The organism is Gammaproteobacteria bacterium (assembly GCA_009838035.1).
In the GTDB taxonomy this organism is placed as follows: domain Bacteria; phylum Pseudomonadota; class Gammaproteobacteria; order Steroidobacterales; family Foliamicaceae; genus Foliamicus.
Genome location: VXSK01000002.1, coordinates 58,160 through 71,023, shown reverse-complemented (window position 1 = coordinate 71,023; position 12,864 = coordinate 58,160). Strand labels below are relative to the sequence as shown.

The following is a 12,864-nucleotide window of genomic DNA, read 5'->3' as shown; positions in this document are numbered from 1 at the left end:
AGTGCTTTTACCCTTTTGTCGAGCGCGCGCAGGGCGAAATGTGCTCATGACAAGCCCCCCGCAGTCAAAACGATTATAAGCGAGGCGCTTGCCCGGGAATCAGCGGCGGAGGGAGTGGGATTCGAACCCACGTGGGGCGGATCGCCCCCATCTGATTTCGAATCAGCGCCGTTAGGCCTCTCCGGCATCCCTCCGGGGCCGGATTATATTGCGCGGACCGTTGATCCGCTGTCGCGACCCGCTAATCCAGGCGCTTCGTGAATCGCAGCACCGGTATCGCAATCGACACCAGGAACAGGCCCGAGATGGCGTACATCTGCGGCGCCAGGTCGGCCAGGGTCGCGCCGCGAAGGATGATTCCCCGGACCACTTCCACGAAGTGCGTGATCGGGAAAAGCAGTCCCACCCACTGGGCCACTTTGGGCATTCCGTCGAAGGGGAACATGAAGCCGGAAAGCAGCAGCATGGGCAGCATGAAGAAGATCGCGCCCTGGATCGCCTGGAACTGCGATTTGGCGAAGGTGGATATGGACAGTCCGATGCCCAGCGTGGCGGCAACGAAAACAAGGCTGGCGATATAGAGATCAAGCAATGACCCCATGGTCGGCACGCGGAACAGCCAGGTTCCGGCGAAATAGACGATCGACACCTGGATCAAGCCGATCAGGATGTAGGGGGCGATCTTGCCCAGCATCAGCTCGTAGTTGCGCACCGGCGTAGTGATCAGGAACTCGAGGTTGCCGCGCTCGCGCTCGCGCACCACTGCGACCGCCGTGAACACGATCATCGTGAAGTTGAGAATCAGGCCGACCAGTGCGGGCACGATCTGCACGGCCGAGCGCCGTTCGGGGTTGAAGTAGAAGCGGAGAGCCAGGGGCATGTCCGGCTGTCCGGCTTCGGCGCGCGGCGACGGAAGAAACTGCACCAGCCGCTCGACCGCGCTGATGATGGTCGGATCGCCGGCATCGACCATGAGTTGCGCCAGCGGACGGTCGCCGTCGCTCAGGCGGCGCTCGAAATCCGCCGGGATGTAGAGCACGACACGGAGGTCGCCGCGGCGCATCTCGCCCAGCATTTCCGCCACGTCGCCCGACCGGCTGACGAAATCCAGCACCTGGCTTGCTTCCAGGGAGCCCGTGAGTTGCCGCGACATCGAGGTGTCCGCGTGGTCCACCAGCCCGGCGGCCATGTGCCGCACGTCGGTGTTGATGGCGTAGCCGAACAGGATGATCTGGATGAGCGGCAGTCCCACGATCATTCCCAGCGTCAGCCGCTCGCGAAACAGCTGGCGCATTTCCTTGTCGACGATCGCCGAGGTCCGCCGGAACCAGAACCGCACCAGCGCCAGCAATGGTGGTATCCAGGAAAGACTGAACACGAAGGCCCGCCACAGGCCCACCACGAGGAAAGCGAAAGCTCGCCATAGTCCTCTCGCGATCCCGGCGATGGCGCCGGCTGCTTCCCGCGGGCTGCGGAGGTTCACCGGGACGGCCTTTGAAAGTTCGTGGCGGCCACGAATACGTCTTCCAGCGTGGCGCCCGTTCGCCGCACCGCACCCTGCAGCGACGCGTGTTTCAGCAGGGCGTCGATACGTTCCACCGGCGACTCCGTGTCCGGATCGAGCATGACGCGCAGTCGGTTGCCGAGCTGGGTCACGGCCAGGACCCAATCGTTCGGGTCCAGCAATGCACGGGTGCGCCTGGGCATCCGGGTCGCCACTTCGACCGTGATCGCCTCGAGCTTGTCCATCAGTTCCTGCGGCGGGCCTTCCCGCACCATCGCGCCCCGATCGAGAAATGTGAGGCGGTGACATCGTTCCGCTTCGTCCATGAAGTGGGTGGAGACGAGGATCGTCGTGCCCTGGTCGGCCAGCTCGAACAGCCGGTCCCAGAAATCCCGCCGGCTCTGGGGATCCACCGCGCTGGTGGGTTCGTCCAGCAACAGCAGCCGGGGCTCGTGCAGCGTGACGGCCGCCAGGGCCAGCCGCTGTTTCTGGCCGCCGCTCAAGGTCCCGGCGAGGCGTGAATGCAGGTCGTTCAGTTCGTACAATCCGCTGTTGACCCTGATGCGTTCCCGCATGCGCCGCAGGCCCAGGTCGAATACGCGGGCGACGAAACGCAGGTTTTCCAGGACGGTCAGGTCCTCGTAGAGCGAAAACTTCTGGGTCATATAGCCCATCTGCAGGCGCAGTTTCTCGGCTTCCTCGGGCACGCGGCAGCCGAGAACGGTGGCCCGCCCAGCGGACGGAACCAGCAATCCGCACAAAAGCCGCATCGTTGTGGACTTGCCGGAACCGTTGGGCCCGAGGAATCCGAAAATGCGGCCTCTTGGAACGTCGAGATCGAGATTGCTGACCGCGGTAACTGGACCGAAGCGGCGCGTCAGGCCGCGGCAGGATATGGCAAAGTCGTTTTCGTTCACCTGAGCGACGGGAAATCGACCTCCACCGGCTGTCCGACCGGCAGGTCGCCGTAGGAGTCTTCCCTGACCGATACCTTCGCCAGGTAGGCGAGGCGGCTGCGGTCGCGCTGGGTCAGCGAGAAATAGGGCGTAAACGCGGCTTCCGAGGAAACAAAGGTCACCGTGCCCTCGATTTCGTTTACAAGGCCGTCCACCCTTATTCTGGCGGCCAGTCCCGGCTGCACCCGGGCCCGCAACGGTTCCGGCACGTAGATCCGCGCATGCAGGGTGTCGCCGGCCAGCATGACGGCCAGCGTCGCCCCCGGCGGAGGCCGTTCTCCCAACTCGTACGGCAGCGCCTCGACCCGGCCGTTTCGGGGCGCCACGATTTCCAGGCGCTCGGCGCTGATCCGCAGGCGCTCGAGCCGGGCCTGCGCTTCGTCCACGGCGGCCTCGGCCTGTCCCAGCTCTTCCACCGTGGCCCCGTCCAGCAGGTCCTCCAGAACTGCGCCCAGCGCCTCCACGTCGGTGCGGGCGATTTCCACGGCCCGCAACGCGCGATCGACGTCGGTCTGGCTGGCGATGTTCTGTTCCGCCAGGTCCGTGATACGCAGGTGTTCGCGGGTGCTGACCTCGAGAATTTCCCTTGCCCCGTCAAGGCGCGCGCGGGCAGCGCGAATCGCCTCCTCCCGCGGGCCGCGAACGAGTTCCGCCAGGCGCTGGCGTGTTCGGGTAACGGCCGCTTCCGCTGCCTTGAGGTCCTGGTCGACCCGGGCGCTGTCCTGTCGCATCAACAGCTGCCCGGCCTGCACCCGCTCTCCTTCGGTGACGTTCAGTTCCACGATGGTCTCGTGGAACTCCGCCACCAGTTCCATGCGTTCGCGCTCGAGCGTGCCGACCAGGGGAAGCGGCGACGAGTCGCCCGTACAGCCTGCGGCGAGCAGGGCGCACGCGATCACCCCGGCGAACGCTGCCTTTTGCAGCGCGGTGTGGGGCATTTCAGAGCTCACTCTTGTTACCGATGGTTTTCGAAACCAATGATAACGAAAGGTCTCCTAGCGGCGCGCGCGGAAGAAGGCGCGCAGCAGCTCGGCCGACTGCTGCTCCAGCAGGCCCGCCTGCACTTCGCATCGATGGTTGAGGGCGGCGCTGTCCAAGACGTCGAAAACGCTGCCGGCGGCGCCCGACCTGGGATCGCGCGCCGAGAAAACCACGCGTGACACGCGCGCCAGAACGATTGCGCCGGCGCACATCGCGCAGGGCTCCAGCGTGACGAACAATTCGGCGCCCGGGAGGCGGTAGTTGCCGGCCGTCCCGCAGGCTGCGCGAATAGCTTCCATCTCCGCATGGGCGGTGGGGTCCGCGGCCCCGATCATTCGGTTCCTGCCCTGGCCCGCGATGCGGCCGTCGAGGACCAGCACGGCGCCCACCGGCACCTCGCCCTCTTCGCCCGCCTGCTCGGCAAGCGCCAGCGCTCGCCGCATGTAACGCTTGTCATCGCCCGCAAACTGCGGCTCCGCGTTCACTCCCACTCGATGGTCGCCGGCGGTTTGGAGGAAATGTCGTAGGTCACGCGGGAAATGCCGGACACCTCGTTGACGATGCGTCCCGCGACCCGTTCAAGCAATTCCATCGGGAGCCGGCTCGGACTGGCGGTCATGAAATCGGTCGTGTTGACGCAACGCAGGGCAATGACCGGCTCGTAGCGGCGGCCGTCGCCTTTCACCGCGACGCTACGTGAAGGAATGAACACGGCGAAGGCCTGTGCCACACGGTCGTACCAGCCCGAGCTGCGCAACTCCGAAATGAAGATGTCGTCGGCGCGCCGCAATAGCTCAACCGCCTCCACCTCCACTTGCCCCAGCACCCGTACGGCCAGCCCGGGACCCGGAAAGGGATGCCGGCCGATCAAGTCCGCCGGCAGGCCAAGCTCCAGCCCGACCTTGCGCACTTCGTCCTTGAACAGCAGGCGCAGCGGTTCAAGCAGCTTGAGTTTCATCCTCTCCGGAAGGCCGCCCACGTTGTGGTGCGACTTGATCAGGTGCGCCTTGCCGGTGTGGGCGGCCGCGGACTCGATGACGTCGGGATAAATCGTGCCCTGCGCCAGCCACTCCACGCCCGGGATCCCGGCCGCCTCCTCCTCGAACACCTCGATAAAGCAGCGCCCGATGGCCTTGCGCTTATCCTCCGGGTCGCTCAAGCCGTCAAGCGCCGCAAACATCCGCTTGCGCGCGTCCACGACGTTCACACGCACGCCCAGCCGGCCCAGCGTATCCACGACCTGCGCGGCCTCGTTCAGCCGCAGCAAGCCGTGATCCACCAATACGCAATGCAGGCGGTCGCCAACGGCTTTCTGCAACAGCACCGACAGCACGGAGGAGTCGACGCCCCCCGACAAGCCCAGCAGGACATTGCCTTCGGTTGCGGTCCGGCGAATCTCGTCTATGGCGCTGTGGGTAATGGCGGCCGGCGCCCAGTCGCTGCCCAGTCCGCAGATTTCGTGCACGAAGCGCTCGATCATCTGCTGCCCGTGCCGGGTGTGGGTCACCTCCGGGTGGAACTGCACGCCGAACAGGCCGCGTTCCCGGTCGGCAATCGCGGCCAGCGGCGCGTTGTCGCTGGCGCCGATGCTCTCGAACCCCTGCGGCAGACCGTTTACGTGGTCGCCGTGGCTCATCCATACTTCCAGCGGCTCGTCGGACAGTCCGGACAGCAAGGCGTTCTCGGACGTCACGCGCACTTCGGCCGGACCGAACTCGGACCGGTCGGCCAGTTCCACGATGCCGCCGAGCTGATGGGCGATGGTCTGCATTCCGTAGCAGATGCCCAGCACCGGCTTGCCCAGGTCGAATACGCTTTGCGGCGCGCGCGGCGTGCGCCCGCCCGTAACCGAAAGAGGTCCGCCCGACAGAACGACGCCCGCCGGCGCGAATTCCCGCACGGCATCGTCGCCAATGTCCCACGGCAGGATTTCGGAATACACGCCCGCCTCGCGGATACGGCGGGCGATCAGTTGCGTCGTTTGCGACCCGAAATCAAGGATCAGGATACGTCCCTGTGTCACACGCGACCCCGGTAATTGGGGGCCTCCTTGGTGATGGCGACGTCGTGCACGTGGCTTTCCTTCATGCCGGCCCCGGTGATCCGGACGAATTGCGCCCTGGAACGCAGTTCGTCGATCGATGCGCAGCCGGTGTAGCCCATGGCCGCGCGCAGTCCGCCGGTCAACTGCTGGACGATGGTCACGAGGCTGCCTTTGTACGGCACCCTGCCCTCGATGCCTTCCGGGACCAGCTTCTCGAGTTGCTCGGTCGAGTCCTGCTGGTAGCGGTCCGACGATCCGTGCTGCTGGGACATGGCGCCCAGCGAGCCCATGCCCCGGTAGGACTTGTAGGAGCGCCCCTGGTAGAGCTCAACCTCGCCCGGAGCCTCCTCCGTTCCCGCGAACAGGCTGCCGATCATCGCGCAGTGGGCGCCGGCGGCCAGCGCCTTGGCAATGTCGCCGGAATAACGCACACCGCCGTCGGCGATCACCGGAACATCGTGCTTCGCCGCCGCCGCCGACACGTCGGCCACAGCCGTGATCTGCGGGACGCCCACCCCGGCCACGATGCGGGTCGTGCAGATCGACCCCGGACCGACGCCGGCCTTCACCCCGTCCACGCCGGCCTTGATCAACGCTTCCGCGCCTTCGCCGCTGATCACGTTGCCGGCGATCAGGCGCATGTCCGGGTAATTGGCCCGCAGCCATTCGACCCGTTCGATGACCCCGCGACTGTGTCCGTGCGCGGTATCCACGACCAGGACATCAACGCCCGCTTCGCTCAGCAGCGCCGCCCGCTCCTCCGTATCGGCTCCCGCGCCCACCGCCGCACCCACCCGCAAGGCGCCCCGGTCGTCCTTGCAGGCATTCGGGAAATCGCTGGCCTTCTGGAAGTCCTTGGCGGTAATCAGCCCCTTGAGCTGAAAGTTCTCGTCCACTACCAGCACCTTCTCGATGCGGTGCTTGTGAAGCAGCGACAGGACCTCATCCTCGTCGGGATTTTCCCGCACCGTGACCAGGCGGTCCTCCGGCGTCATGACTTCGCGCACCGGGCGGTCCAGGCGAGTTTCAAAGCGCAGGTCCCGGTTCGTGACGATTCCCGCCAGGCGGCCCTTGTCTTCCACAGGGAGGCCTGAAATATTGTTCCGGCGCGTGATTTCCAGCACCTCGCGCACGCTCTTGTCCGGGCTCACGGTAATTGGATGAGACACCACGCCCGATGCGTATTTCTTGACCGCAGCCACGTGTTCCGCCTGGCGTTGGGGCGTCATGTTCTTGTGGATGACCCCCAGCCCGCCCTCCTGCGCCAGCGCGATCGCCAGCACCGATTCCGTGACGGTGTCCATTGCCGCCGACATCACGGGAATATTGAGTTCAATGCCCCGCGCCGCCGCTGTCGCCAGGCTCACTTCCCTGGGCAGGACCTCCGAATAGGCGGGCGCCAGAAGGACATCATCGAAAGTCAGGGCTTCCTGGATGATTCGCATGGACCGAACCAATTGCGCAACAAGCTATCATTTTACAAATGCGTGGCGAAGTGGTAAATCTCGGCGCAGGCGAGCGGACCAAAGACGCGCCATTGCTGCAAGTCGGGCAATTGGTCCAGCTCATTGCGGCCCGCCTCAGGGACGAGTTTGCGGCAGTAAGGGTGGAAGGCGAAATCGCCGATTTCAGCCACTACCGCGGGCGCCACATGTACTTCAAGCTGAAGGACGAAGACGCGCTCATCCAATGCGCGATGTTCGCTACCGCCAACCGGCGGCTCATGTTCAAACCGGCCGATGGCCAGCGCGTCATCGCCACCGGCCAGGTCCAGGCCTATACGCCGCGCAGCAGCTATCAGCTGATCGTCTCGGACATGCGCGAGACCGGCGTCGGCAAGCTGCTGCAACAATTCGAGGCGCTCAAGCGCCAGCTCAGGGAAGAGGGACTGTTCGACGAGGAGCGCAAGCGGGCGATCCCCCTGCTGCCGAACCGTATCGGGCTGGTCAGTTCGCGGGAGAGCGCGGCGGCGCGCGATGTCGTTACGGTACTGCGCAACCGCTTTCCGGCATTGCCCGTGGTGCTGTACCACACACAGGTGCAGGGCGTGGGGGCTGCCGAACAGGTTGTCGCGGCGTTGCGCGCCGCGGCGGAGCAAAAGGCCTGCGACCTGGTGATACTGGCGCGCGGGGGCGGCGATCTCGAAGACCTGGCCACGTTCAACGACGAACACCTGGCGCGATTCATCGCAGCCTTTCCGATTGCGCTGATCAGTGGTGTCGGGCACGAAACGGATTACACGATCGCGGACTTCGTTGCCGACCGCCGGGCGGCCACCCCGTCGCAGGCGGCCGAAATCGCCACGCCGGACGCGGCCGACTGGCTGCGGCGGGTCGAGCGAGGCCGGAGCAGCATCGAGCAGGCGACGGCATCCCTGCTGTCGGGCCGGGGCGGGTCGCTGAATCAACTGTCGGGCAGGCTGACCCGCGCCGGACCGCCCGCGCGGCTGATGCAATGCGGACAGCGTCTCGACGAACTGCACGACCGATTGCGCAGCGCGGCCGTGCGGCTGCCGCGGCCCGCCGCGCAGACGTTGGCGACGCTGCGGACCCGCCTTCTGGCCGGTTCGCCCCTGACCGTGGCCGGCCGCCATCGAACCCGGCTTGAGTGGCTGGTCCCGCGTCTCGGTTCAGCCGCGCAAAACCTGCTTGCCGTCTCCAGCCGCCGGGTGGACGTGGCCCGCTCGGCGCTGCGCGGGCTGGGCCCGCAGAACACGCTGAATCGGGGCTACGCCATCGTGACCGGTCCCGAAGGCCAGGTGCTCACCGATGCCTCTCAGGCGGATCCGGGGAGCGACATCCAGGCGCGGCTCGCGCGCGGAATCCTGCATGCCAGAGTGCGAAAGAAGAAAGACTCAGACTGAAGAATCCGCGTAGGGATTGGAGCCCGTACGCAGTTCGATGCGCACCGGTGTGCCCCGCAGACCGAATTTCGTACGAACCCGGCGCGCCAGGTAGCGGCGGAAACTGGCCGGCAGGTGTTCCGTCTGTCGCCCGTGAATGACGATCAGCGGCGGCCGTTTGCCCCCCTGGTGTGCGTAATTGAGCCGAATCCTGCGTCCGCCTCGCCTGGGCGTCGCGTGTTCTTCCACGGCCCTTCGCAGCAACGCGTTGAGTTGCCCGGTAGGCAGGTCCCGGCTGGCCGATTCCACGCCCGCCAACGCGCTGTCGAGCAGCTTCGTCACGCTCCATCCGCGCAATGCCGATACCCGGTGCAGATCGACGAAGTCCAGGAAGTTCAGTTGCCGCGCCAAACCGTCGTTCACGCGGGCCCGACCGGAAGCCGGGACCCGGTCCCACTGATTGGCGCCGATGACCAGCGCCCTGCCGCGGTCCAGCGCCAGGGAGATCAATCTCAGGTCCTGCTCCGTCGCGCCTTCCCTGGCGTCGAGAAGAACGATGACGGCGTCCGCCTGCTCTATCGCCTGCAACGCCTGCGTCACCGACAGCCGCTCGGGACCCGGATCGACACGCGTGCGCCGCCGGATGCCTGCCGTATCGACCAGCGTGCAGGGTTCGCCGCCGTACTCGAAGTCCAGCGGCACGCTGTCGCGCGTGGTGCCGGCCTGGTCGCGCACCAGCATGCGCTCCTCGCCCAGGTAGCGGTTCACCAGGGTCGATTTGCCAACGTTCGGGCGGCCGATGATCGCGATCCGGGTGCGTCCCTCGTCCGCCTCGGGAGTTGCCGCGTCGGCGGGCAGAGCGCGCGCCACCGCGTCCGCAAGCGACGCCACCCCGTCACCGCGAAGCGCCGATATGGCAAAAGGATCGGGGATGCCCAGTGCATGAAACTCCGCGACGCTGATTTCCCGCGGCTGCCCTTCGCTCTTGTTGACCGCAAGGATCACGGTACAGCCAGCCTCGCGCATCCAGCCCGCGGCCGCTTCGTCGGCCGGGCAGAGTCCCTGGCGGGCGTCAGTCAGGAGGACGGCGAGATCGCTCTCGGCCAGCGCCCGTTCGAACTGCCCGCGAAGCGCGTCGTCCCAATCGCCGCCCTCGCCGACGCCCGGCGTATCGACCAGGATTACGCGCCGGCCGGCCACCCTGGCCAGGCAGTGGCGGCGGTCGCGCGTCAGCCCGGGAAAATCGGCGACCAGGGCTTCGCGTTTACCGGCAAGCCGGTTGAAGAGCGTGGATTTCCCTGTGTTGGGCCGCCCGGTGAGGGCCACGACCGGTAACATGGCCCTGCTCCACCAGGATCACGAGCCGGCCGCTACCGCGGAGCGCCAGGCGGTCAGTTCGCCGGATACGGTGAGAGCGAACAGCCTGTCGCCCATCACCAGCGGTTGCGAGCCGATGCGGCTGTTCCCCGCGCGGGCGCGCGCCTCCAGCCTTCCGGTGAAGACGTTGAAGCCGTGCAGATACCCCTCGAGATCACCGACCATCACGTGGGCGGCGTACAGCGCCGGACGGGACAGGTCCCGATAGCCGAGCGAATCGGAACTCCACAGCGGGGTGCCGCCTGTGCGCGCGTGGGCGCTTATCTGCCCGTCTTCGCTGACCGAATAGACATTGTTCGCGTCCACCACCAGGCCGTTGTAGCCGGAAAATTCACGCGACCAGAGCAATTCCCCCGACTCCGCCGCCACCGAGGTCAGCAGACCGTTGTAGCCTGCGACGTAAACATCGTTGCCCACCACCTGCACGTCGCCGTTGAGGTCCACCAGGCGTTCCAGCTCGTTGCGGCCCGCCGGCGCGGCGAGCGGCACGTCCCATGTCTTGGCGCCGTCGGACTGCTGATAGGCGGTCAGCCGTCCGTTGTCGAAACCGCAGATCACCATCTGCGCCTGCACTATCGGCGCGGAAGTTCCCCGCAGGCTGAGCCGGGGCACGCTTTGCGAAACCGACCAGAGTTCCTGGCCGGTGGCCAGGCTGAACGCGTACAGAAAACCGTGCACCGTACGCACGAACAGTCGGCCTCCGCCAATGGCCGGCGCCGCCAGCACTTCGCCGCTTACGTAGGCGCGCCATTCCTCGATGCCGCTGTCCGCATCGAGCACGACGACCCATCCGCCGGAGGAACCCACGGCGACTACGCCATCTCCGACAACGGGGCCGGCGGAGAGGCTGAGGTCCGTGTCGCGCCGCCAGCGCTGCCTGCCGTTAGCGGCGTCGAAGGCATGGACCACGCCGTCCACGTTGGCCGCGTAGATCCTGGCGCCGTCGCCGTCCAGCCGCAATGCCAAGCGTAACTCGTCGCCGCCGTCGCCGACCCTGGCGGACCAGACTCGCCGAATCCGGAACTGTTCACTGAACTCCATGAGTTCGCGGGGTGCGCGCGCCTCGCTCTCCTCGTCGCCGCCGAATATTCCGCAACCACCAACCGCCAGCGAACCCGCGGCAAGGACCAGCAGGACAAGGGTCTTCTTCACTGACCTTCCCCGGCCGGCGTACTTTCATCCGCCGGGTCCGGCGCAGGCGCCTCCGCTTCGTCAGCGCCGACCGCCGCCAGGTGGTCCAGCTTCAGGCGAATCCAGGCGGCATCGATCTGCCCGCTGTGTTCCAGCGCCGCCTGGTAGGAGGCACGCGCCGCCTCCGTCTGCCCCAGCGCCTGGTGCAGGTCGCCGCGCATGTCTTCCGTCAACTGACGCCAGGCGGGCGAATACACGTCCGTGTCCAGCGTTTCCAGACCATCTTCGGGCCGATCCATGTATAGGTACACCCGCGCCAGCCGCAGGCGCGCCAGTTGCCGCAGGTCGCCGTTCGAAGTCGTTTCGATCACGGCCTGCAACTCCTGCTCCGCCCGGGAGGGCTGCGTCGTATCGACATACTCTTTTGCCATGAGCAGCCGGGCGTGATCAGCATAGCCGCTGCCTTCGTATTCCGCGACCAGGCTTTCCAGCAGCGTGCCGGCGGAATCTCGATCGTCGGACTCGATCGCGGCCCGGAAATCCTCGTAGAGTTCGGAAGCTTCGGCGGCCTGACGGTCCTGCCGCACCTGCCATTGGGTATAGCCGAAGTAGCCGCCGATTCCTATTGCGACGGCCAGGATCGCGGACGGCGCGTACTCGCGCACCCAGCCCCGCACGCGCGCCGCTTGCTGCTGATCGGTAAGAAAATCATCCATGGTCCCGAATTGTACGGTCGACGGGACCGCGCAGCACGCGCGAAAGTTCCTCGATCGGGACGTCCTTCTGTTCGCTTTCCTTGCGCAGGTCCTTCAGACCAACAGTTCCCGCGCCCAGCTCCCGCTCTCCGACGACCAGCGCGTAGCGCGCTCCGGAACGGCTTGCGTGGCGCATCTGGGCCCGGGCGCCGCCCCCGCCGCAGTGCATCTGCACGGGCAGGCCGGGGCACTCGTTCCTCAACTTCTCGGCCAGCTTCAGACCGGCCTCACGCACGTCGCTGCCGCCCAGCAGGACCAGGTATGCGCCTTCGGCTTCGGCCGATTCAGGAAGGCGCGCGAGTTCAAGCACGCGTTCGACTCCCATCGCCCATCCGATTGCGGGCGTCGGCGGTCCCCCAAGCTGCTCGACCAGCCCGTCATAGCGCCCCCCGGCGCACACCGCATTCTGCGCTCCCAGCCGGTCGGTCAGAAACTCGAACACGGTCCTGCTGTAGTAGTCCAGGCCTCTCACCAGGCGGGGATTGACGCGGAAATCCAGCCCGATTGCGGTCAGCAGCGTTTGCAGTTCGGCAAAGTGATCGGCGGATTCCGGCCCGAGAAATTCGGACACCTCCGGAGCCGCGCCAATCAGATCGGCCATCTCCGGGTTGCGGCTGTCGAGTATGCGTAGCGGATTCCGGTCCAGCCGGCCGCGGCTGTCCGCGTCCAGCGACTGCATGTGATCCCCGAAGTATTCCCTCAGGCGCTCCCGGTACGCCGCACGGCAGCGGGGGCCGCCCAGGCTGTTGAGTTCCAGCGCGATGCCGTCCACACCCAGCCTGGCGAAGACGCGCGCGGCCAGCGCGATGAGCTCCGCGTCGATGTCCGGCCCCGCAAACCCGATGGCTTCCACGTCGAACTGGTGGAACTGCCTGAGACGCCCGCGTTGCGGCCGCTCCCGGCGGAACATCGGCCCCGCGCACCAGACGCGATGGCGGCCGCGGTGCAGGCCATGTTCCAGCGCGGCCCGGACGATGCCGGCTGTCGCTTCCGGACGCAGGCTGATGGTCCGGCCCTTGCTCCCCTGGGTCGTATACATTTCCTTCTGCACGATGTCGGTGTCCTCGCCCACCGAGCGAAGGTAGAGTTCGGCGTGTTCCAGGAGCGGAACCCGGAATTCACGGTATCCGTGCTCCTCCAGCGTTCCGATGACGATCCCCTCGGCACTGCGCCAGACGGCGGCGTCCTCCGGAAGAAGGTCGCGAACGCCTCGAACCGATTGAATGGATTTTTCCGGCACGCGCCGCCTCCGGCCTGGCTTGGAACCTGCTGGC

Annotated in this window: 11 protein-coding genes and 1 tRNA gene; 1 reads left to right on the top strand and 11 read right to left on the bottom strand. The window is 66.5% G+C overall.

Features of this window, described 5'->3' with window-relative positions:
* Window positions 1–106 precede the first annotated feature (106 nt).
* From F4Y72_00390 to guaB, 7 genes are all read right to left on the bottom strand, one after another.
* Window positions 107–194, bottom strand: a tRNA-Ser gene (locus tag F4Y72_00390).
* Between the two features lie 47 nt (window positions 195–241).
* Complete coding sequence (locus F4Y72_00385; GenBank protein ID MXZ26744.1) at window positions 242–1,294, bottom strand: ABC transporter permease; 1,053 nt, start codon at window positions 1,292–1,294, stop codon at window positions 242–244.
* Window positions 1,295–1,479: 185 nt separating this feature from the next.
* Window positions 1,480–2,400: an ABC transporter ATP-binding protein gene (locus F4Y72_00380; GenBank protein MXZ26743.1), complete on the bottom strand. Its 921-nt coding sequence runs from the start codon at window positions 2,398–2,400 to the stop codon at window positions 1,480–1,482.
* Window positions 2,401–2,417: 17 nt separating this feature from the next.
* A complete protein-coding gene (locus F4Y72_00375) occupies window positions 2,418–3,398 on the bottom strand; it encodes an HlyD family efflux transporter periplasmic adaptor subunit (GenBank protein ID MXZ26742.1) in 981 nt (326 codons plus the stop codon).
* A 57-nt stretch (window positions 3,399–3,455) separates the two neighbouring features.
* A complete protein-coding gene (tadA, locus tag F4Y72_00370) occupies window positions 3,456–3,926 on the bottom strand; it encodes a tRNA adenosine(34) deaminase TadA (protein MXZ26741.1) in 471 nt (156 codons plus the stop codon).
* Complete coding sequence (gene guaA / locus F4Y72_00365) at window positions 3,923–5,464, bottom strand: glutamine-hydrolyzing GMP synthase (protein MXZ26740.1); 1,542 nt, start codon at window positions 5,462–5,464, stop codon at window positions 3,923–3,925. Before guaA ends, tadA begins: the two co-directional genes overlap by 4 nt.
* On the bottom strand, window positions 5,461–6,930 hold the full coding sequence (guaB, locus tag F4Y72_00360) for an IMP dehydrogenase (GenBank protein MXZ26739.1): 1,470 nt from the start codon (window positions 6,928–6,930) through the stop codon (window positions 5,461–5,463). Before guaB ends, guaA begins: the two co-directional genes overlap by 4 nt.
* 38 nt (window positions 6,931–6,968) lie before the next feature.
* Between guaB and xseA the strand changes: the two genes are divergently transcribed.
* The gene (gene xseA, locus F4Y72_00355) at window positions 6,969–8,348 is read left to right on the top strand and encodes an exodeoxyribonuclease VII large subunit (protein MXZ26738.1); all 1,380 of its coding nucleotides are present in this window, start codon (window positions 6,969–6,971) and stop codon (window positions 8,346–8,348) included.
* Here xseA and der read toward each other — a convergent pair.
* Genes der through hisS form a run of 4 tightly spaced genes read right to left on the bottom strand, consistent with a single transcriptional unit; the run spans window position 8,340 to window position 12,830 of the window.
* Window positions 8,340–9,665 (bottom strand): ribosome biogenesis GTPase Der, encoded by a 1,326-nt coding sequence (der, locus tag F4Y72_00350; protein MXZ26737.1) that lies wholly within the window; start codon window positions 9,663–9,665, stop codon window positions 8,340–8,342. The genes xseA and der overlap by 9 nt on opposite strands.
* 18 nt (window positions 9,666–9,683) lie before the next feature.
* Entirely contained in the window at window positions 9,684–10,856 is a 1,173-nt protein-coding gene (gene bamB, locus F4Y72_00345; GenBank protein MXZ26736.1) for an outer membrane protein assembly factor BamB, read from the bottom strand.
* A complete protein-coding gene (locus F4Y72_00340) occupies window positions 10,853–11,551 on the bottom strand; it encodes a tetratricopeptide repeat protein (GenBank protein ID MXZ26735.1) in 699 nt (232 codons plus the stop codon). The genes bamB and F4Y72_00340 overlap by 4 nt, the downstream gene beginning before the upstream one ends.
* The gene (gene hisS / locus F4Y72_00335) at window positions 11,544–12,830 is read right to left on the bottom strand and encodes a histidine--tRNA ligase (GenBank protein MXZ26734.1); all 1,287 of its coding nucleotides are present in this window, start codon (window positions 12,828–12,830) and stop codon (window positions 11,544–11,546) included. The genes F4Y72_00340 and hisS overlap by 8 nt, the downstream gene beginning before the upstream one ends.
* Between the last annotated feature and the right edge of the window lie 34 nt (window positions 12,831–12,864).